23 protein-coding genes are annotated in these 20,130 nt (G+C 69.7%); 12 read left to right on the top strand and 11 right to left on the bottom strand.

Annotated features, from left to right (window positions below; genetic code table 11):
• Window positions 1–153: 153 nt before the first annotated feature.
• The 3 genes from secF to FGM06_RS03295 all read left to right on the top strand — a co-directional run bounded on the left by secF (window position 154) and on the right by FGM06_RS03295 (window position 3,599).
• Window positions 154–1,035: a protein translocase subunit SecF gene (gene secF, locus FGM06_RS03305; RefSeq protein ID WP_144797520.1), complete on the top strand. Its 882-nt coding sequence runs from the start codon at window positions 154–156 to the stop codon at window positions 1,033–1,035.
• Window positions 1,035–2,636, top strand: coding sequence for a preprotein translocase subunit SecD (locus tag FGM06_RS03300; protein WP_144797518.1), 1,602 nt, complete (start codon window positions 1,035–1,037; stop codon window positions 2,634–2,636). Before secF ends, FGM06_RS03300 begins: the two co-directional genes overlap by 1 nt.
• A 210-nt stretch (window positions 2,637–2,846) precedes the next feature.
• Window positions 2,847–3,599: a TMEM165/GDT1 family protein gene (locus tag FGM06_RS03295; RefSeq protein ID WP_144797516.1), complete on the top strand. Its 753-nt coding sequence runs from the start codon at window positions 2,847–2,849 to the stop codon at window positions 3,597–3,599.
• 8 nt (window positions 3,600–3,607) lie between these two features.
• Here FGM06_RS03295 and rnhB read toward each other — a convergent pair whose 3' ends face one another.
• The 3 genes from rnhB to FGM06_RS03280 form a co-directional block, all read right to left on the bottom strand.
• Window positions 3,608–4,345 (bottom strand): ribonuclease HII, encoded by a 738-nt coding sequence (gene rnhB, locus FGM06_RS03290; RefSeq protein WP_144797513.1) that lies wholly within the window; start codon window positions 4,343–4,345, stop codon window positions 3,608–3,610.
• Window positions 4,346–4,400: 55 nt separating this feature from the next.
• Entirely contained in the window at window positions 4,401–4,772 is a 372-nt protein-coding gene (locus FGM06_RS03285) for a 30S ribosomal protein S8e (protein WP_144797511.1), read from the bottom strand.
• Window positions 4,773–4,920: 148 nt separating this feature from the next.
• Complete coding sequence (locus FGM06_RS03280) at window positions 4,921–6,555, bottom strand: potassium channel family protein (protein ID WP_144797509.1); 1,635 nt, start codon at window positions 6,553–6,555, stop codon at window positions 4,921–4,923.
• Between the two features lie 129 nt (window positions 6,556–6,684).
• Here FGM06_RS03280 and FGM06_RS03275 point away from each other — a divergent pair, with 129 nt between their 5' ends.
• From FGM06_RS03275 to FGM06_RS03260, 4 genes are all read left to right on the top strand, one after another.
• Entirely contained in the window at window positions 6,685–7,083 is a 399-nt protein-coding gene (locus FGM06_RS03275) for an ArsR/SmtB family transcription factor (protein ID WP_144797507.1), read from the top strand.
• The gene (locus tag FGM06_RS03270; protein ID WP_144797505.1) at window positions 7,080–7,358 is read left to right on the top strand and encodes a DUF7521 family protein; all 279 of its coding nucleotides are present in this window, start codon (window positions 7,080–7,082) and stop codon (window positions 7,356–7,358) included. The genes FGM06_RS03275 and FGM06_RS03270 overlap by 4 nt, the downstream gene beginning before the upstream one ends.
• A gap of 111 nt (window positions 7,359–7,469) precedes the next feature.
• Window positions 7,470–8,171: a helix-turn-helix domain-containing protein gene (locus FGM06_RS03265; RefSeq protein ID WP_144797503.1), complete on the top strand. Its 702-nt coding sequence runs from the start codon at window positions 7,470–7,472 to the stop codon at window positions 8,169–8,171.
• An 85-nt stretch (window positions 8,172–8,256) separates the two neighbouring features.
• Window positions 8,257–8,802 (top strand): DUF1684 domain-containing protein, encoded by a 546-nt coding sequence (locus FGM06_RS03260; protein WP_144797501.1) that lies wholly within the window; start codon window positions 8,257–8,259, stop codon window positions 8,800–8,802.
• A gap of 38 nt (window positions 8,803–8,840) precedes the next feature.
• Here FGM06_RS03260 and FGM06_RS03255 read toward each other — a convergent pair whose 3' ends face one another.
• On the bottom strand, window positions 8,841–9,236 hold the full coding sequence (locus FGM06_RS03255) for a CopG family ribbon-helix-helix protein (protein ID WP_144797499.1): 396 nt from the start codon (window positions 9,234–9,236) through the stop codon (window positions 8,841–8,843).
• Between the two features lie 101 nt (window positions 9,237–9,337).
• On the opposite strand from FGM06_RS03255, the gene FGM06_RS03250 reads away from it, so the two are divergent.
• Window positions 9,338–10,087 carry a hypothetical protein gene (locus FGM06_RS03250; protein ID WP_144797496.1) on the top strand — a complete coding sequence of 250 codons (750 nt, stop codon included), beginning with the start codon at window positions 9,338–9,340 and terminating at the stop codon, window positions 10,085–10,087.
• Window positions 10,088–10,147: 60 nt separating this feature from the next.
• Here the strand turns inward: FGM06_RS03250 and FGM06_RS15940 are convergent, their stop codons facing one another.
• A complete protein-coding gene (locus tag FGM06_RS15940) occupies window positions 10,148–10,309 on the bottom strand; it encodes a hypothetical protein (protein ID WP_186310955.1) in 162 nt (53 codons plus the stop codon).
• A gap of 152 nt (window positions 10,310–10,461) precedes the next feature.
• Here FGM06_RS15940 and FGM06_RS03245 point away from each other — a divergent pair, with 152 nt between their 5' ends.
• From FGM06_RS03245 to FGM06_RS03235, 3 genes are all read left to right on the top strand, one after another.
• Window positions 10,462–11,565, top strand: coding sequence for an NADH:flavin oxidoreductase/NADH oxidase (locus tag FGM06_RS03245; protein ID WP_144797494.1), 1,104 nt, complete (start codon window positions 10,462–10,464; stop codon window positions 11,563–11,565).
• A gap of 56 nt (window positions 11,566–11,621) precedes the next feature.
• Window positions 11,622–12,434, top strand: coding sequence for a DUF7547 family protein (locus FGM06_RS03240; protein ID WP_144797492.1), 813 nt, complete (start codon window positions 11,622–11,624; stop codon window positions 12,432–12,434).
• Between the two features lie 104 nt (window positions 12,435–12,538).
• The gene (locus FGM06_RS03235; RefSeq protein WP_144797490.1) at window positions 12,539–13,048 is read left to right on the top strand and encodes a universal stress protein; all 510 of its coding nucleotides are present in this window, start codon (window positions 12,539–12,541) and stop codon (window positions 13,046–13,048) included.
• A gap of 43 nt (window positions 13,049–13,091) precedes the next feature.
• Here the strand turns inward: FGM06_RS03235 and FGM06_RS03230 are convergent, their stop codons facing one another.
• From FGM06_RS03230 to FGM06_RS03215, 4 genes are all read right to left on the bottom strand, one after another.
• Window positions 13,092–13,841: a sugar phosphate isomerase/epimerase family protein gene (locus tag FGM06_RS03230; RefSeq protein WP_144797488.1), complete on the bottom strand. Its 750-nt coding sequence runs from the start codon at window positions 13,839–13,841 to the stop codon at window positions 13,092–13,094.
• Between the two features lie 255 nt (window positions 13,842–14,096).
• Window positions 14,097–15,011 carry a DMT family transporter gene (locus tag FGM06_RS03225; RefSeq protein ID WP_144797486.1) on the bottom strand — a complete coding sequence of 305 codons (915 nt, stop codon included), beginning with the start codon at window positions 15,009–15,011 and terminating at the stop codon, window positions 14,097–14,099.
• A 222-nt stretch (window positions 15,012–15,233) separates the two neighbouring features.
• A complete protein-coding gene (locus tag FGM06_RS03220; RefSeq protein ID WP_144797484.1) occupies window positions 15,234–16,304 on the bottom strand; it encodes a methionine synthase in 1,071 nt (356 codons plus the stop codon).
• On the bottom strand, window positions 16,304–17,305 hold the full coding sequence (locus FGM06_RS03215; RefSeq protein ID WP_144797482.1) for a 5-methyltetrahydropteroyltriglutamate--homocysteine methyltransferase: 1,002 nt from the start codon (window positions 17,303–17,305) through the stop codon (window positions 16,304–16,306). Before FGM06_RS03215 ends, FGM06_RS03220 begins: the two co-directional genes overlap by 1 nt.
• Window positions 17,306–17,417: 112 nt before the next feature.
• On the opposite strand from FGM06_RS03215, the gene FGM06_RS03210 reads away from it, so the two are divergent.
• Window positions 17,418–18,329 (top strand): ABC transporter substrate-binding protein, encoded by a 912-nt coding sequence (locus tag FGM06_RS03210; protein ID WP_144797480.1) that lies wholly within the window; start codon window positions 17,418–17,420, stop codon window positions 18,327–18,329.
• Between the two features lie 7 nt (window positions 18,330–18,336).
• Here FGM06_RS03210 and FGM06_RS03205 read toward each other — a convergent pair whose 3' ends face one another.
• On the bottom strand, window positions 18,337–18,954 hold the full coding sequence (locus tag FGM06_RS03205) for a HemK2/MTQ2 family protein methyltransferase (protein WP_144797478.1): 618 nt from the start codon (window positions 18,952–18,954) through the stop codon (window positions 18,337–18,339).
• Complete coding sequence (locus tag FGM06_RS03200) at window positions 18,951–20,072, bottom strand: mechanosensitive ion channel family protein (protein ID WP_394348615.1); 1,122 nt, start codon at window positions 20,070–20,072, stop codon at window positions 18,951–18,953. Before FGM06_RS03200 ends, FGM06_RS03205 begins: the two co-directional genes overlap by 4 nt.
• Window positions 20,073–20,130: the final 58 nt, after the last annotated feature.

Raw genomic sequence — 20,130 nt, 5'->3', positions numbered from 1 at the left:
CGGTAGCACGCCCGGCGGTTAGTCCGTTTCGGCGGTCCGCGTCTCGGTCGCCCGGACGGGGGCGAACGGGATCGCCGGCTCGCGACCGAACGACGCCGCCGGCTCGCGGTCGAGTGAGAAGGCTTATTCGCGCCCGCGCAGGAACCGGTATTTATGGTAGCGATCGAGGTACCGGAGGTCAACTACACCGAGTACTCGAACCGGCAGCTCGTGGCGGTCCCGCTCGCGGTCCTCGCTCTCGCGCTCGCGATCATCCTGGGATGGTATCTCGTCACGGGAGCGCCGGCGAACCTCGGGCTGGCGTTCACGGGCGGCGTCGAGCTCCGGATAGCCGACGACGGCGGTAACGTCGAGGAACGCATCGAAACCGAGTTCGACAGGCAGCCCGACTCGATCCGGTCGATCCCCGCGGACGACGTGTACGTCGTCACCTTCCGCGCGGCCGACGAGGACCCGGAAGGACTGGCCGAGGGTCTCGAGCAACAGGCCGACGACGCGGGGCTCACCACGACCGCGGTCGACCAGGTGTCGCCGAGCTTCGCCGGCGACACGGCCCGGACCGCGGTGTTCGGAGTCGCGCTGGCGTTCCTCGGGATGAGCGTGCTCGTGTTCGCGCTGTTCCGGACGTTCGTCCCCTCGCTCGCGGTGGTCGCCTCGGCGTTCTCCGACCTGGTCATCCCCGTCGCGGTGATGAACCTCCTCGGGATCCAGATGACACTCGGGACGATCGCGGCGCTGCTGATGATCATCGGCTACAGCGTCGACTCAGACATCCTGTTGAACAACTCCGTGCTGCGGCGGACGGGCGACTTCTACGAGTCGGTGAGCCGCGCGATGCGGACCGGGGTCACGATGACGCTCACGTCGATGGCCGCGATGATCGTGATGGCGGTCGTCGCGACCCTCTTCGGCGTCGACCTCCTGCGGAACATCGGGATCATCCTCTCGGTCGGCCTCTGTGCGGACCTGATGAACACGTACCTGCTGAACGTCTCGCTGCTCCGCTGGTACAAGTTCGAGGGGGTGAAGCGCTAATGCTCGAACCGATCAAGAACAACTGGCGCATCCTGCTCCTCGTCGTCGTCGTGCTCGGCGCGACGGTCGCGCTGTTCGCCCCGCAGTTCGCGCCCGCGACCGCGCCGGGTGAGAACCAGAGCGAGGCGAGCCAGGGGATCACGAACCTCCAGTACGGGCTGGACCTAGAGGGCGGCACCCGCGTGCGGGCCCCGCTGGAGGGGTACACCGCGACCGGCGTCGACTTCGCCGGCGACGACCCCGCGACGGTCGAACGGGCCGTCGCCGACGAGCTCGAGGACGTCCAGCTCCGCGACGTGAGCTCGAGCGTCGGCGAGGACGTCCGCGCCGTCGAGGTCACGGACCCGTCCGTGACCGAGGAGGAGTTCCGCGCGGCGATGGACGCCTCGGGGTACTCCTACGAGGGCGTCCGGCCCGGCGTGACCGCGGAGACCCGCGACCTCACGCAGAGCATCATCGAAGGCAAGATCAACGAGGCGGGGCTCTCCGGCGGGAGCGTCCAGCAGGTCCAGTCGCTCTCCGGCGAGTACTTCATCCTCGTCGAGGTGCCCGGCGAGGGACGAAGCGACGTCGTCGACCTGCTTCAGGAGCGGGGGACGGTCCAGATCGACATCGCGTACCCGAGCGGGAACGGGACCGCCGTCGACGACGGAGTGCTCATCCAGGACGACTTCGAGAACATCGGTACGGCCTCCCAGCGCGAGGGGACCACCCGCGCGTACGTGCCCGTGAACGTTCGGAACACGGCCTCCGGCGGCCAGCCGTCGCCGGCGGAGCGGTTCCAGCAGGCCGTCGTCGACCGCGGGTTCCCCTCGTCGTACCAGTCGGAGGCGGACCGCTGCGAGTACGACCCCGAGACGGGCGAGCTCGGCAACTCGAACCCCTGTCTCCTGCTCACCGTCAACGGCGAGGTCGTCAACTCCTTCGGGATGGACCCGGGGCTCGCCGACAGCATGGCGAGCGGCTCGTGGGCCGAGCGCGGGAGCTTCGAGCTGACCACCAACGAGTTCTCGACGGCCCAGGAGATCTCGGTCAACCTGCGCGCCGGCGCGCTGCCGGCGGAACTGGACATCAGCGGCGAGGGGACTTCCAGCACGATCTCCGCCACGCAGGGCGAGAACTACAAGAACTACTCGCTGGTGACGGGGATCCTCGCGGTGTTCGCGGTCGCGGGCATGGTGTTCCTGCGCTACCGCGAGCCCGCGGTGGCGCTGCCGATGATCGTCACGGCGCTCGCGGAGGTGTACGCCCTGCTCGGCTTCGCGGCGCTGGTGAGCTACCCGATCGAGCTGGCGGTCATCGCCGGCTTCATCGCGGTCGTCGGGACCGGCGTCGACGACCTCGTGATCATCGCCGACGAGGTGATGAGCGAGGGCGAGGTGAACTCCCGGAAGGTTTTCAACTCCCGGTTCCGCCGGGCCTTCTGGGTCATCGGCGCCGCCGCCGCGACGACGATCGTCGCGATGTCGCCGCTGATGGTGCTCTCGCTCGGGGACCTCTCCGGGTTCGCGATCTTCACCATCCTCGGCGTCCTGATCGGCGTCCTGATCACGCGGCCCGCCTACGGCGACATCCTGCGCCGCCTGCTGACGATCCGGTGAGGCGACGCGGCGGCGGTCCCGTCTCGCTGACTCGCCGCCGCGCCGTCGCTCCGTCCCGCCGCTACCCCCTTTCCGCCCCGCCGTTCGGTCCGACGACGCGGACGGGAGCCAACAAACTCTTAATTTAGACTCCTCTAAATCGACCATGACGACCGGCGGCCGCCTCGGGACGGGGGGCTCGACCGACGAGCGTCGAGGGGACGGAAACGCATGACCTACACCGAGATACTGATCGTCGCGTTCGCGGCCCAGCTCGCTGTGCTTCCCGGCGAGAAGGTGCAGTTCATGATCGCCGCGCTGTCGACGCGGTACGACCCGAAGGTGGTCGTCGCGGCCGCCGGGTCGGCGTTCGCCGGCTGGACCGCGGTCGAGATCGCCTTCGGACAGGCGCTCCAGTCGGCGCTGCCGGGCGTCGTCCTCGACGCCGTGACCGCGGCGCTGTTTTTCGCGTTCGCGTACCTGCTGTACCGGTCGATGCCAGAGCGCGACACCGGTCGGGTCGCGTCCAGCGACGGCGGCACGGAGGCGACGGTCGCCGGCGCCGAGCCGCCGGATTCTCCGACGGTCGACGCCGACTACGCCGACCTCGACTCGGTGACGCTCCCCGGCCCGCTCGACCGGTACGAGGGGTCGCTCGGCGGCTTCCTCCCGATCTTCGTGCTCATGGCCACCGGCGAGTTCGGCGACAAGACGCAGCTGGTCACGATCGGGCTGGCGGTGCAGTACGGGGCGACCTCCGCGATCTGGGTCGGCGAGATGCTCGCGATCATCCCGATCAGCCTCGCGAACGCCTACTTCTTCCACACGTTCGCCCACCGCTTCGACGTGCGGCGCGCGCATATCGCCTCCGCGGCGCTGTTCGCCTTCTTCGGCGCCGACACGGTCCTCTCGATCGTCGCCGGCTTCTCGGTCTGGGAGACGTTCATCGGCGCCGTGAGCGCGGCGGCCTCGGCGCTCGTTTGAGCGGCGGTCTAGAACTCGTCGAGCCCCGACTGCTCGGCGGCCGCCAACACGTCGTCGCAGGTCGCCCACGACCGACGGGCGCAGTTCGGGACGTCGCCGTCGTCGGCGACGTACGCCCGCAGGAACGACCGCGTCGTCGGGTCGCTCGGGTAGCCGCTCCCGACGCCGTCGTACTCCGGATACCGCTCGCCGATCGCGGCCATCCGGGCGTCGCGGACCACCTTCGCGACCACGCTCGCCGCGCCGACGACCGGGTCGTCCTCGTCGGCGCCGTGGAAGGCCTCGACGTCGACTGCGGGGAGGGCGGCGGAATCACCGTCGTCGGGGTCGCCGATCCCGTCCTCGTCGACGGCCTCGACGAACTCGCCGAGCCGACGCGCGAACCGTTTCTCGCTGGTGTCGCCCGCGTCGGCGACGACGCGGATCGGTTCCGTGGGAGGCTCCTCGCCGGAGATCTCCCCGATCTCGGCGAGCGCGGCCCGCACCGCTCGCGCCTGCCCGCGGACCGTGAGCGTGTTCATGTCGGTGTCCGGCCGGTCGATCTCGGCCGGTTCGACGAGCGCGACGCCGACGGCGACGCCGTCGCTCTCGCGGACGGTCTCGGCTATCGCCTCGCGCCGATCGGGAGAGAGCCGCTTCGAGTCGTCGACGTCGGCCGGGAGGCTCGCCGGGGTCGCGAGCACGGCCGCGGCGACCATCGGTCCGAGCACGGGTCCCTTACCGGCCTCGTCGACGCCGAGGTACACGCGTCGCTCGTCGTCGGCGAACGGTAAATACGTTCAGAAAGCGGGCGGGGCGGACTCAGTCGATGAGGACCGCGTTGACCTGTCCGGTCTGGCCGGGGCGCGAGGTGACGCGGGCGCGGCCGGCGGAGGTGTCGATGACGGCGCCCTTGGTGACGATGTTCCGGCGGGCGTAGTTGACGTTCGAGGGGTTGTCGACGACGTTCTCGATCTCGGCCTCGCTGACCTCGCCGCCGTCGGCGACCTGCGCGACGTTGGTCGAGAGCGCGCGGACCTTCTTCTCCGTGCCGCGGGAGTCGATGTACTGGACCCGCGTCTCGCCGACGGTGGTCTCGGCGGGCTCGCGGCCGAGCTGGTGGCGCTTCTTGTTCGAGGCGTGCTTGAGTCGACCGCCCGTCCGCTTGCGCGTGGAGCGTCCCTGATCTTTCATACAGGTACGAACAGCCAGCGAATACTTGAAGCGTTCGACTCGCCTCGGCGGCGAGCCGGCCCGTGACGGGTCCGAGGAGACGTGACGGCGCGACGCACGCGAGTCCGCGCGAACCGGCGAACGCGGTCAGGCGGACCGGCGAACGCGGTCAGGCGAACCGGCGCTCGAACGACCGGATCCCCTCGTCGGTGCCGACGACGACGAGTTCGTCGTCCGCCCCGATCCGGGTGTCGGGACCGAGATCGGTCAGGGTCTCCTCGTCGCGCTCGATGGCGATGACGGTGCAGCCGGTGGTCTCTCGCACGTTCGCCCGGCCGAGCGTCCGCCCGGCGAGCCGCGGCACGCGCCTCCTGACGACCTCTATCTGCTGGTCGAGCGAGAGCACGTCGCGGTCCTCGATGACCGTCGAGGCGGACAGCCGCCCGGTGACGGTCGCGAGCGAGAGGACGTAGTCGGCGCCCGCCCTGTGCATCTTCCGGACGCTCGCGGCGTCCTCGACGCGGGCGAGCACCTGCGTGTTCGGCGCCAGGTCGCGGACCACGAGCGTCGTGAACTCCGTCGTCGTGTCGTCCGGGAGCGCGAGCACGACCGTCTGCGCCGCCTCGACGCCGGCGGCGCGCAGCGTCTCCGGCTCGGTCGCGTCGCCGACCACGTCGACGCCCTCGGCGTCCTCCCGGTCCACGACCGTTACGGGCAGGTCGGCGTCGGCGACCGTCTCGGCGACCGCCCGCCCGACCTGTCCGTACCCGATCACCACCGTCTCGCCCGCGCCGAACCGCCGCGTGGCGGAGTTCGTCAGCTCGACGAGCCGCTCCAGCTGGTCCGGCCGCCCGGAGACGAGCAGGACCGTCCCGGCCGACAGCGTCGCGTCCGGCGGAGGCGCCGCGTCGAACTCGCCGTTGAACCACGCGCCGATGACGTTGACGCCGGCGCGCTCGCGGATCCCGCTGTCGCCCAGCGTCGACCCGGCGAGGCGGCTCCCGTGCGGGACCGACACCTCCGCGAGCCGGAGGGAGTCGCCGATGGCGACCGCCTCGCCGAGGTCGGTCTGGAGCGCGGTCGTCACCTTCGCGGCGAGGCTCTCCCCGAGCAGCGACCGCGGCGAGAGCACCTCGTCCGCGCCGGCGAGCCGGTGGTACCGCTCGCGGTCCGGGTCCTCGACGACGCTGACCACGCGCACGTCCGGGGCCAGCTCCTTCGCGGCGAGCACGATGCTCGCGTCCACCTGGTCGGAGACGTCCGTCACCAGCGCCCGGGCGTCGGCGAGGTTCGCGGCCGCCAGCCCGTCCGTCGACTCCGGGTCGGCGCGGATCACGGTCCGGCCCCCCTCGTGGAGCCGCACGGCGCGGTCGTCGTCGGGTTCGACGATCACGTAGGGGATCCCGTGGGAGTCGAACTCCGCGATGAGCGCCGTCGACCGAGAGGTGTCCGAACAGACGACGACGTGGTCGGACAGGTCCTCGTCCAGCGACCGGGGGGCGGTCGTCGAGAACGCCTCCTCCAACAGCGGCGTCACCACGACCGGCAGCGCGCCGATCAGCAGCACCATCCCGACGAGGTCCATCACGGCGATGAAGGCGTTCAGCTGTTGGCTCTCCCACGGGGAGTCTCCGCCGAACCCGGTGGTGGTGAACATCTCGACCGAGAAGCGCAGCGCCTCGATCATCGTGCGCGGGTCGCCCTCGTACACCCGCATCCCGTAGCGGTAGACGACCGCGGTGAAGATCAGCACGAAGAGGACGAAGCCGAAGTACCCGACGACGCGGCGCTTCCACGAGTCCATCGAACCGTCGTACGCCGTCCACCCACAAAAACGGGCGGCGTCCGGCCGCGCGACGGCGGGGTCGCGGTCGCGCGCTCGGCCGGGCCGAAGTTCGATGGTTTAAGACACGGGGGGTACCAACGGTAGGACATGGTGCGGGACCCGTCGCGCGAGGAGGATCCGCCGTCGGTCGACGACGTGCTGGACGCGTTGGCCGACGACGCCGCGCGCCGGATCGTGACGGCGCTCACCGAACCGAAGACGGCGAGCGACCTCTCCGAGGAGTGCGACATCCCCCTGTCGACGACGTATCGGAAGCTGGAGAAGCTCACCGACGCCTCCCTGCTCCGGGAGTCGACGGACATCCGCCGCGACGGACAGCACACGACGCGCTACTCCGTCTCGTTCGACTCCGTGACGGTCTCGATCGACGGCGGGGACGGCGAGGCGGACGATCGCCGCGAGCTCGCCGTCGAGTTCTCCCGCCCGGAGCGCACTCGGGACGAACGGCTGGCCGACCTCTGGTCGGAACTGCGAGAGGAAACATGACAACGCACATCGACCTCGCCATCATCGTGGCAAAGACCGCCATCCTCGTGCTCGGTGGCAGCATCACCTACTACGCGCTCCGCGCGTACGGCAGGACCGGCGACCCCTCGCTGCGCGCGCTCGGACTCGGGTTCGGGATCGTCACCGTCGGCGCGCTCATCGGCGGCGTCTCCCACCAAGTCATCGGGGCCGATCTGGCCGTGGGTATCGCGATCAACAGCCTGCTGACCGCGGTCGGCTTCGGCGTCATCGTCTACTCGCTGTACGTGGAGTAGTTCCGCTCGCGTTTCTCCTTTGGCCCGCCCTCCGATCCCGCGGCGGCTGTCGACGTTCGACGAACCTCGCTTTCGGTAGCCTTTTGCAGCGCTCCGCCTTCGGACCGCCTAATGAGCGACGCACGCGAGGAGCTCTCCCGCCGGATCGCCGGCGAGATAACGCTCAGCGACGACCCCGGGGCGACGCTCCGGAAGTGGCGGACCGACTTCGACGTCTCTCAGACCGAGCTCGCCGAGCAGCTCGACGTCTCCTCGTCGGTGATCTCCGACTACGAGAGCGGGCGGCGGAAGAGCCCGGGTATCGGCGTCGTGCGCCGGATCGTCGACGGCCTCCTCGACATCGACGAGCGGCGCGGCGGCGGGCGCCTCCGCCAGTACGCCCGCGTGCTCTCGGCGGGCTTCGAGAGCGACATCGTCCACGACCTCCGCGAGTACTCCACCGCGGTGCCGGTCGAGGAGTTCTACGAGGCGATGGACGCCACGGAGATCGTCCGCGGCGACCAGGATCACGTCAACGGCCACACCGTGATCAACTCCATCGAGGCGATCACGCGGCTCTCCAGCGAGGAGTTCTACCGCCTCTACGGGCAGTCGACGAACCGCGCGCTCGTGTTCACGGGGGTGACTCGCGGCGAGTCGCCGCTGGTCGCGCTGCGGGTCGTGAGCCCGACGCCGAACGCGGTCGTCCTCCACGGGATCGAGGCCGAGGACCTCTGGGACCACGCCGCCGACCTCGCGCGCGTCGACCGCTTCTCGCTGGCGACGTCGACCCGCGACCTGGACGACTGCCTCGCCGATCTGCAGGCGCTGTGAGCGCCCCGGCGCGGGACGCCCTTGGTTTCGGCGCCGACCCGCCCGAACCGCGGCCCTGAAACCGCCGGCGCTCCTCTCGCCGCGTATGACCGACGAGTACGCCGAGCGGCTCCGCGCCAACCGCCGCGAGAAGGACGAGTTCTTCGCCGATCACCCGCAGTCGCCGATCCCGCCCGAGCACCGCGACGGGTTCGACGGGCTCGACTACTTCCCGCCCGACGCCGACTACCGCGTTGAGGCGACCGTGACGGTCCACGACGACCCTGAGCCGGTCGAGATGGAGACCACCGCGAGCAACCCGGTCCGGTACCTCCGGGTCGTCACCTTCTCCTTCGAGGTCAACGGCGAGGAGCACGCGCTCGCCGGCTATCGACAGGAGGGCGAGGACGGCGCGATATTCGTCCCGTTCCGCGACAAGACGACCGGCCAGCAGACGTACCACCAGGGCCGGTACATGGAGCTGGAGCCGGAGGGGGAGATCGCCGACGGGGACGTCGTCACCCTCGATTTCAACCTCGCGTACAACCCGTTCTGCGCGTACAGCGAGACGTTCGCCTGCCCGCTCCCGCCCGAGGAGAACTGGCTGGAGATCGTCGTCCTGGCCGGCGAGCGCGCGCCCGACGTCGAGTAGCCGCTCGGCGGCGACGCGCCCCGCCGTCGCGAACCCGCTCACTCCCCGCGGTCGCGGATGACCATGACCTTCACCCGGCTGACCGCGTCGAAGTCGCGGAGCCGGTAGCTCAGGTCGCGGACGCGCGCGGCCTCGCCGCGGCAGAACAAAGACTCCAGACACCACTCCCCCTGGTGGGTGTGGCTGGTGTTGAGGATCACGTCCTGGTACGCGTGCTGGACGCCGTGGAGCTCTCGGATCACGTCGTGGTGGCGGTAGTCGAAGCCGACGAGCGCGACCACCTCGCCGGTCATCGATTCGAGCCGCGCGTGCGACTCGACGTACTCGCGCATCGCCTCCCGGACCGCCCGCGAGCGGTTGTCGAGTCCCTCCTCCCGCCAGACCCGGTCGAACTCGTCGCGGAGGTCCGCCGGCACGTTGACGCTCGTTCGCATGGGTCCGGCTTCGCCGCGCCCGCACAAGAGTCCCGAGTATTACGCTTCCCCGGATCCGGTAGTAACAACGGTTATCCTCCGATCGCTCGGAGTCGACGACGATGCTCCACGGCGACGCGACCGGACTGCTCCTCGGGGCCGTCGCGCTCGGCGCCGTCCACGGCGTCGAGCCGGGCCACGGCTGGCCCGTCGCGGCCTCCTACGCCCTCGATCGGACGCACAAGTGGACGTACGGGCTCGCCGCGAGCCTGATCATCGGCGTCGGCCACCTGGTGAGCAGCGTCGCGATGGTGGGGATCTTCTTCTACGCGAAGGAGTACTTCGAGCTCACGCGGGTCAACGAGCCGATCGCCGTGTTCGGCGACGTGCAGATCGGCGGTCCGGTCAGCCTCGTGGCCGGCATCCTGCTCATCGCACTCGGGGTCCGGGAGTACACGCACGGGCACGGACACTCGCACGGTGACGGGCACGAACACGGCGACGATCACTCGCACGACCACGGGGGAGGCCACTCACACGATCACGACGATCACACTCACTCCGGCGCGAGCCCCGCCGAAGCCGCCGATCGCGGGCTCCTCGGGATCGCGTGGTTCGCGTTCGTGCTCGGGTTCGCACACGAGGAGGAGTTCGAGATCATCGCCCTCTGTGCGGGCTCGACGCACTGTATCGAACTGATGACGGCGTACGCGCTCACGGTCATCGCCGGCATCGTCGGCCTGACGCTGCTTTTGATCGCGGGCTACGAGCGCCACGAGGAGCGGGTCGAACGGTACGCGCCGTACCTCCCGGTCTTCTCGGCCGCGGTCCTCGTCGCGATGGGGCTCGGATTCGTCTCCGGCCTGCTCTGAGCGAGCGACCGGCTGTACGGTCGGCGTGTCGAAAGAGAGGGCGGAGTCGGTCGTGCGGCGCTAGCGTTCCAACTCGACGGTCAGGTCCGTCGCGATCCACGCGTCGGTGTTCCCCTGCTCCGTGAAGACGGTTCGGTCGGGCGAGCAGCGACTCGCCGCGACGATCGGCCGTGCGTCCGCCGACTCCTCGGCGCCGCGCTCGATCCGGTCCCCAGTGCTCATTACCACTCCGTCAGGGGTACGGGGGGTTATAGGTTTCGGTCGGCCTAAAATAGTGGGATCCCCCGACGGCGCCGATCCGCGCGCCGGTGCGGTCGCGGTGATCCGCGCGGGGAATCGGAGCGCATTACCCGGCGGCGGCCGTCCCTCCGACGATGACGGATTCGCTCTTCGCGCCGCTGACGCTGCGCGACACCGAGCTCCGGAACCGCGTAATGTTGTCGCCCATGTGCCAGTACTCCGCGGACGACGGGTTCGCGAACGACTGGCACCGGATCCACCTCGGCTCCCGCGCGGTCGGCGGCGCCGGCGTCGTGATGACCGAGGCGACCGCCGTCGAGGAGCGCGGCCGGATCACCCCGGGCTGTCTCGGGATCTGGTCCGACGAGCACGCCGACGCGATCGAGCCGATCGTCGACTTCGTCCGGTCGCAGGGCGCGACGCCCGGGATCCAGCTGGCGCACGCGGGCCGCAAGGGCTCCCACCGCCCGCCGGCCGAGGGCGGCGACCCGATCCCCGCGGCCGACCCGGCGGGGTGGGAGACGGTATCGGCGACCGACGCGCCGTATCCCGACGGCGACCGCGCGGAGGGCGTCGAGCCCGCGGCGACCCGTCGGATGGACGGCGACGACGTCGACGACGTGATCGAGTCGTTCGCCGACGCCGCGGCGCGCGCGCTCGACGCCGGCTTCGAGATCGCCGAGGTCCACGCGGCCCACGGCTACCTCCTCCACCAGTTTCTCTCGCCGGTCACCAACGACCGGGACGACGCGTACGGCGGGAGCTTCGAGGATCGGACGCGACTCCTCCGCGAGGTCGTCGCGTCCGTCCGGGACGTGTGGCCCGACGACAAGCCCGTGTTCGTCCGGATCTCCGCGACCGACTGGCTGCCCGACCGCGACTCGTGGGACGTCGACGACTCCGTGCGGCTGGCCCCGCTGCTCGCCGAGGCCGGCGCGGACCTGATCGACGTCTCCGGCGGCGGGATTCACCCCGACCAGCGGCTCCCGGGCACGGGTCCGGGGTACCAGGTGCCGTACGCCGAGGCGATCCGCGAGGGGACCGGCGTGCCGGTCGCCGCGGTCGGCGGGATCACGGAGCCGACCCACGCCGACGCGCTCGTCCGGAACGGCCGGGCCGACCTCGTCGCGCTCGGCCGCGAGATGCTCCGGCACCCCTACTGGCCGCTCGAGGCCGCCCACGAGCTCGGCGCGGAGGTCGAGTGGCCGGTGCAGTACCGGCGCGGCCGGTTCGACTGAGGCCGACGCGGAGGCGCCGGCCGGGCTTTTTATCCGCGCGCCGCGTACCACGCGGTATGAGTTCCCGCGACGACCGACGCGACGACGAGCTCGAGGAGCGGCTCGACGAGCTCGAGGACGTCCTCAGCGAGCTTCGGCGCGACCTCCGGGACACGGAACGCGACCGCCCGGGGCCGCCGCGGCCGCCCCGGCTCTCCGAGCTGCTTCGGTTCACCGAGCAGTACACGATCCCGACGATCATCGCCCTCTTGGAGACGACGATCAAGTCGCTCGAACTGCTCCGCGGGACGCTCCGGCTCGCGGACCCCGGTCGGAGCCTCGCCGACGACTCCGACGCGACGGCCGACCGCCTCGCCGACGTCCGCGACGGCGCGAGCGCCGGCCTCGCGCGGTCGCTCTCGGAGCTCCGGACGGCGCTCTCCGAGGCCGACCTTCCGGAGGAGGCCGCCTCCCGCTCGATCATCGAGGACGCCCGCGACCTCACCGCCGAGATCGAGTCGCGGATCGAGGAGGGCCGCCGGGAGGCCGACGCCGCGCGTCGCGGACGACGGGACCGGCCCGACGGGCGGAGCGAGGAGCGACGACGCGAGACCGGCGGCGGTGACGCCACCGGTTCGGCCGGCGACGACCGCGGCGTCCGGATCGACGTGACCGACCCGGACGCGGACGGCGAGAGCGACGGAGACGGTGAGGCGGACGACTCGGGCGACGACCGCGCGCCCGAGGTCGACGTCGAGTCGGAACTGGAGTCCATCAAGCGCCAGTTCGACGACGAGTCGGGGGACGCCGGGGAAGAGGCCACGGGCGCCGACGGAGAGGCTGCGGACGACGGAGGAGAGGACGACGACACCGACCCCGAATCGGCCTGACGGCCGCACCGGCGGTGTTTACACGGTGGATTGCACGATATTGTCGGTTTCTCGTTGGCGGGAAACACCGGAAGACATTCTCGTACACCGGACAATACAGAGGTATGACAATTGTCGTTCCGTTCGACGGATCGGGACTGGCCGAAGCAGCGCTCGTCCGTGCCACCGAGTTCGGGAGCGTGTTCGACGAAGACGTGCTGGCCGTGAGCGTCATCCCGAATGGGAATAGGGAGTACGCCAGGGAACGCGACTGGATCGAACGGGACGAGGAGTTCGATCTGGCATCCGTCGTTTCGACGTTACATAACCAGGTAACTGACCTGTGTCCGAGCGCCGATTTCCGTCACAAAGTCGTCGATCGGTACGCTCCCTCCGGTACCATCTCGAAACGTCTGCGAAGGGTGGCGCGAGACGAAGACGCGTCAATGGTCTTCCTCGGGAGCGAGAACGCCGGTCATCTCGTCACCGCAGTGAGCAGCGTCGCGGGAACTGTCGCGGCGGAGGACTCCTACGACGTTGTCATCGTTCGCGACCGAAGCCCTGCGAAGATCGCCAAACTCAGGAACGCCTCCTCGCACGACAACCCAAAATCGGAGTTTTACCTCCCCAACTGAACCCGAACCCGATTCGTAGTGGAGGGCTTTAACGAGGCCATCACTAAAACTCTGCTCCCAGCCGGGCCGCGACGCGCTCCGCGGAGTCGACGAGCAGAGCGTCGTCGTCGGTGAACACCTCCAGCGCGACTGTGCCGTCGAATCCGTCGATCTCGGCCGCGACGCTCTCGTAGTCCACCTCGCCGGCGCCGATCGGGAGGTGGGTGTCGCCCCGGCGGCGCACGTCGTGACAGTGGAGGTGCGAGACGCGGTCGCCGTGGGAGCGCAGGAACCGCTCGATCGCCTTGTCGCCGCCCTCCATGTACGCGTGCCCCACGTCGAAGCAGACCGGGGTGTCGGTGTCGCGCGCCATCTCGCCGAGGACGGAGAGCTGGAGCCCGGCGTGCTGGTGGCCGACGTTCTCGACGACGACCTCGACGCCCGCCTCGCGGCCGGCGTCGGCGACGCGGCGGAGCTGCTCGGCGGCGACCTCGCGGAACTCGACGTCGTCGCGGTCGGCGGAGGTCGCGTGGAGCACCGCCTTCTCGGCACCCAAGCCACCGGCCGCCTCCAGGAGCCGCCGCTGGTAGGCGACGATGGCGTCGTTCACCTCTGGGACGTAGCTCGCCAGCCGCTGGCTGTAGGGGAGGTGGACGAGCAGGTCGCGGCCGGCGAGCGCGTCGTCGAGCCGCTCGGGGTCGATGTCGCCGGGCACGAGCGTCGGCTCGCCGACCCCGAGCTCGCAGAAGTCGAACCGGGAGGGCGACGCCGCGAGGCGGTCGAGGTCGTCGCCGACGGTGAGACCGATCTCCATGTCGGCGGTGGGGACGGCGGTCGTATAAATGATGGCGCCGATTCGGTGGACGTGTTGAGATTCAGTTGATAGCTATCTCCCTCGATCGCTCGGTACAGACGAACGCTGTATCATACCGGATCGTCATCTACTCAGGAACTGTCAGTAACGTGCTGCTGAATATAGAGGCTCTATGCAGCACCGGGTGTCCCTTCGATTCACGACGAACGCTCTGTAATCGCTGATAGAATTTCGTTGCTTGGTTGACCGGCGATTTCACCGGTACAGGCTGCGGTACTTGATGAGTTCGGCACTGATCTCCCGACTCTCCAAGAGCACGAACCCGGCGACGATGATCCCGAAGCCGACGAGCGTCATGAGTTGGATGCTCTCGCCCAGCAGTACCACCCCGATCGCCAGGGCGACGATAGGGGTGAGATACGTCGTCAGGTTCGCTTTTAACGGGCCCACCTCGCCCATCAGCACGAGGTACGCCACGAGCCCGAAGACGCCGATGAAGACGCTGAGATAGATCACCATCACCACTGCCAGTGGCGTCGGTTGGATGCTGGCAATTGATTCGCCGACTGCGAATGCGATCACGATGTGGACAGTCCCCCCGAGCATCATCATCCAACCGGTGAGGGCGGGGATCGGCATGGACGTCCGGCTACGCCGGATGAGGACGGCCCCGAGTTCGACGACCACCAAGGCGCCGAAGAAGAGCAATTTTCCGACGAGTTCCGGGTCAAGGAGGCTTGCGGGGTCCGGACGGATGACGACGGCGATGCCGACGAAGCCCAGCAGTACACCGGCGTAGTCGCGGCCGGCCAGTCGCTCGGCCGGGAGGAGCGGCCACGCGAGCACCGCGGTAATAATCGGGGCGAGACTGAAGATGATCGCAGCGACACCGGCAGTGATGAACTGTTGGGCCACGAAGCCGATACCCGTTCCGCCGACCAGAAACAGCCCCCCGGCGAACACCGCGGTCAGGTCTCGTCGAGAACGGGGATACCAGTACTCCGTCGTCACACCGACGTAGACCAACAAAACCGCGGAGGCCAGGTAGCTCCGGGCCGCTGCGAACAGCAGTGGCGGGATGAACGACAAGCCGGTCTTCACCGCTGGGAACCCTGACCCGAACAGGAGCGTGACGAGAAGGAATAACCCGATAGTTCGGTTGCGAGACAAGGTGAAAGATTGTTGATCGTGGGCTCATAAAGTAAGAAATCCTCTACTACGCGTAAGCAACTCTTATCGATCAATCAAAACGTGCCACATACGTGCGTTGCATCTCGCACAGCTACCGACAAACCTCGCTGAACTGATATTTTCCGACGGTCAGTACGCAGTCGGAGCCCAGCGGCTAGCTCAGCGGGAACGGTATCGAAATGAAAATTCAACAGCGCCGCCTCAGTCGTCGAGCGGGTTCTCGACGTCGATCGCGCCGGAATCGATCTCGGCTTCGATCTCGCGGACCGCGGTCACCATGTTCTCGGTCTTCCCGTACGCGATCTCGCGCGGGAGGAGCTTCAGCCCGCAGTCGGGCGAGATCGTGAGCTTCTCCGGCGGGACGACGCGGAGCCCCTGCCGGACGTTCTCTTTGATCTCCTCGACGGACTCGATCTCGGCGGTGTGGGCGTCGACGACGCCGAGCGCGAGGTCGGGCTCGAACTCGGGGTCGGTGAACGTCGGGATCTGCTCGAAGTCACCGTTACACAGCTCGACGTCGAACTCGTCGATCGGGTAGTCGTTGATCTCGGGGTAGATCCGCGAGTAGTCGCCGTAACAGACGTGGAGCCCGATGCGGACGTCCTCGTCGATGCCGGAGACGATGCGTTCGAGGGCCTCGCCGACGATAGCGTGGTCCTCCGGCGTCGTCGCCAGCGCGGGCTCGTCGATCTGGATGTAGCGCGCGCCCGCCTCGACCAGCTTCTCGACCTCCTCGTTGACGAGGTCGGCGAGGTCGTACACGAGCTCCTCGGTGGAGGGGTACGCCTCGTTGAACGCCCAGAATCCGAGCGTGTACGGTCCCGTGATGGGGACCTTCACCGGGCGCTCGGCGACGTCCGAGGTGAACTCGAACTCGTCGACGAGCCACGGCTCGTCGTAGGTGACCTCCTCGACGACCGACGGCTTGTCGAAGTAGTTGTGGCCCCACACCTTCACCGGGCCGTTGAACTCGTAGCCGTCGATGCGGTCGGCGAAGAACTCCACCATCTCGTTGCGGCGCATCTCGCCGTCGACGACCGTGTCGAGCCCGGCGCGCTCGTGCTCGTGGGTGATCAGCCGACAGGCGTCGTCGTGGGCCTCCTCGAGGTCCTCGGCGTCGAACTTCGAGTCCGGGTCGTCGACGAGCTCGTCCGCGCGGTTCAGCCACTTCGGCTTCGGGTACGAGCCGACGACGGTCGTCAGCAGGAACGCGTCGTTCGGGTGGTCGTTCGGGCGGAACTGTTCGCGGTTGGCTTCGGGGTTTCGGACCATTAGTCGAGCACCTCCGCGGCGGCGGCCAGCGCGTTCAGCTTCGCGCGGTACTTGTTGGCGGGCAGGTAGAACAGCTCGGTGTTCGGTGTCAGGTAGGTCCGGTCGAACCCCTCGGCGGGGATCTGCGACTCGAACCACTCGACGCGCTCCGCGACCGTCTCCGGCTCCTCGACGAGCGTGTTCTGCCCGTCGACGAGGCCGAGCGCGAGCGAGTCGGTTGAACCGAACTCCTGGACGTTGTACACCGTGTCGTCGCGGTCGCCGGCGACGAGGTCTAAGCCGAGCGCGTCCGCGCCGGCCTCGTCGACGAGGTGCGCGTACAGCTTCTCGCCGAGCGCGCCGTAGAAGGTCTGGACCACGACGTCCGCGTCGGTCGCGTCGGCGACCGTCGCGATGGCGTCCGTCGCCGTCGACTCCGCGCCCTCGGCGGGCGGGTTCGTCACCAGCGACGGCTCCAGGAGGAACAGCGTCTCGTGGGCGGGGAACGCCTCGACCTCGCCGGCGAGGAACTCGGCGATCGCGGCCTGGAACGCGGCCTCGTCGCCGTAGTGCTCGTCGCTCGCGAGGTCGGCGAGCGAGTACGGGCCCGGCAGCGTCGCGGCGAGTGGCGCCTCGCCGTCGATCAGCCGCTCGGCCGACTCCAGCTCGCGCGCCACGTCGCCGGAGAAGTCGAGGTCGTCGACCACGCGCGGGTCGCGGTAGAAGTTGTTGTTGTCGTAGTACCGCACGATACCGCCGGTCTCGACCGAATCGTGCACCGTCAGCGGGTGCGCGATCATGTCGTCCCACCGGCCCTGCCCCTCGACGACGCGGTCGAGGCCGGCGTCCAGCTGGTCGTCGACGAACTCCGCGCGGACCTCGTCGTACTGCTCGACGATCGCTTCGCTCTCGTCGCCGCTCAGTAGGTCCCCCTTCTGGTGGCCCTTGAGGTCCGAGAGCGTCCCTTTCGCCCAGTCCGGGAGCGGATACAGCCCCGGCGTGGCCGCGACACGTTCAGTCATCACCAGTCGTTCGATATGCCGCCGTATAATATTTGCTAATGTATATTATGCTCAATGGTTATTATCTGCCGCGGGGCCGAACGGTTAAGCCGCTGCTCGGGGACCGATCCCCATGAGCGTCGTCTCCCTGTTCCCCTCCGCGACCGAGTTGGCGGCCGCGCTCGGCGCGGTCCCCGCCGCGGTCTCCCATCAGTGCGACCACCCGCCCGCAGTCGAGGACCGGCCGACCCTCACCGGGCTCGTCCGCGACCTCGAATTCGACCCCGCGGCGCTCGACCGGATCGCCGCGCACGACGACACCTACTACCTCGACGGCGACCGGCTCGCCGCAGTCGACCCCGACGTGATCCTCACGCAGGGCGTCTGCGCGGTGTGTGCGCTCGACGCCGGGCTCGCCCGCCGGGCGGTCGAGCGGCTCGACCTCGACGCGACGGTGCTCGACGTCCACGCCGACGACCTCGACGACGTCCTCGCGAACGTCGAGCGCGTCGGCGAGGCGGTCGGACGCCAGTCGGCCGCGGTCGCGCTCCGCGACGACCTCGACGCCCGGATCGACGCCGTCGCCGACGCGACTCCGTCGACTGGCTCCCGCCCCCGCGTCGCCGTCCTCGACTGGACCGACCCGCTCCGCCACGCCGGGCTCTGGGTCCCCGACCTGATCCGGCTCGCAGGCGGGGAGCCCGGGGTCGTCGCGTCGGGCGAGCGGTCCCGGAAGGTGACCCCCGACGAGCTCCGCGCCTTCGACCCGGAGGTCGTCGTCGTCGGTCCCTGTAGCGCCGACGTCGGCGAGGCCGAGCGCGCGGCCCTCGACCTGCTGGAGCGTGAGTCGATCGGCGAGGTGGCGGCGGTGCGCGGCGGGCGGGTGTACGCGATGGACGGCACCGCCTACCTGAACCGCCACAGCCACCGCGTCGTCGACACGCTGGAGGCGCTGGCGGCCGTGGTTCACCCGGATCGATTCGGGGAGCACGGCGAGAAGGTGCGGCGCGTCGACCCGGCGGCGGGAGTCCCGAAGGGCGGGTGAAATCGACTCACTCCCGCCGTTCGAGCCGTAACACGGTGAGCGTCTCGAACGGGAACGACTCCTCGACGACGGCCTCGGCCTCGAAGCCGGCCTCGTCGACCAGCGCGAGCACCTCCTCGTAGCCGGTCAGCGAGGAGACGAGCAGCAGGGCGACGCCGCCGGGCGCGAGGACGCGCCCCACGTCGGTGAGGAACGGCTCGATCAGCTCCCGGCCCGACTCGCCGCCCGAGAGCGCGTGCTCCATCCAGTCGCCCCACTCGTTGTCGGGGTCGGTCGGGAGGTACGGCGGGTTGAAGCAGACGGTGTCGAACACGTCCGTGCGGAACGGGGCGCAGAGGTCGGCGACGACGGCCTCGACCCCGCGCTCGCGGGCCTGCCGCGCCGCGTGCGGGTTGAGGTCGGCGCCGACCACGTCCAGGTCGCGCTCCGCGGCGATCCGCGCGGCGACCCAGCCGGAACCGGTGCCCACCTCCAGCACGCGACCGCGCGCGGCCTCGACCGCGGCCTCGGCGAGGAGGCCGGAGTCCTCGGCGGGCTGGTAGACGACCGCGTCGTCGACGCCGCGGCGCGCCGCGAGGTCGGACCCCGAGTCGGCGTCTCCCTCCGGGTCGTCCGGGTCGCTCACTTGTCCGCCCCCTCGCCGTCGTCGCCGGACCCGGCAGTCGCGTCGCCGCCTCCGTCACCCGACCCGTCGGCCGTCTCGTCGCCGTCGCTCCGGTTGCCGTCCCCTCGCGTCGCCGCCCTCCCCTCGACCGACGCGTCGAGCTGCGGTCCGGACGTGCCCTCCTCCCGCGCGGAGAGCGTCTGCTGCGGGAACGGGATGACGATCCCCTCGTCGTCCAGCGCGGACTTGATCGCGCCCATCGCGGCCGTCTGCGTGCGCCAGCGCTTCCGCATGCTCGGGTTCCGGATCCAGTACCGGGCGCCGAGGACGACCGCCGAGTCGTCGAACCGCTTCGTCACGGCGTCCGGCTCGGGCATCGCGGCGACGTCGTCGACGCCGGCGATCGCCTCCTCGATCACCGCCGCCGCGCGCTCGAGGTCGCTCGCGTAGTCGACGCCGACCTCGACTTCGATCCGCAGGCGGTTCCGGCGCGACCGGTCGATTATCGACCCCGACCGCACGTCGTCGTTCGGCAGCGTGACCATCTCGCCGTCGAACGACCGGAGGCGGGTGCTCATGATCGAGATCTCGGTGACCGTCCCCTCGTGGTCCCCGACCTCGACCCAGTCGCCGACCTCGAAGGGCCGGGAGAACATCAGCACGAACCCGGCGAGCACCGCGCCGAGCGTCTGCCGGGCGGCCATCCCGACCACGATCCCGAGGAATCCCGCGCCGACGAGGAGTCCGCCGACGTTGTCGGTGAACAGCCCGACGACGACGAGCAGCGCGAAGGTGTACACCGTCAGCTGCGTGAGCCGCCGGACCACCTCCTCCTGGTGGTCGGTAAGGACGGTGCTCTCGGCGGAGAGCTCGCGGATGACGCCGCCGAGGAAGTCGGTGACGGCGTAGGCGCTCGCCAGAAGCACCACCGCGAGCACGACGTTCGACAGCTGGTCCGTGATCGCGGCCGCCTCGAACGCGTCGAGGAGCGCGCCGCTGCGGTCCCACACCGCGAGCAGCGAGAGCGCGCCGAGCGCGGTGGCGGCGCCGACGGACGCCGAGAGCAGCAGGCGCTGCGTCGAGGTGAGCTCGCCGTCCCGCCGCTTCGCCCACGCGGTGAGCAGCCGCACGGCGAGCACGGCCGCGACGATCAGGACGGACGCGAGGGTGCGCCTGACGTTCTCGGTCAGGGTGTCG

It is taken from the genome of Halorubrum depositum, from assembly GCF_007671725.1.
In the GTDB taxonomy this organism is placed as follows: domain Archaea; phylum Halobacteriota; class Halobacteria; order Halobacteriales; family Haloferacaceae; genus Halorubrum; species Halorubrum depositum.
Note: the sequence above shows the minus strand (reverse complement) of the source record. Positions and strands in the feature narration are given on the sequence as shown.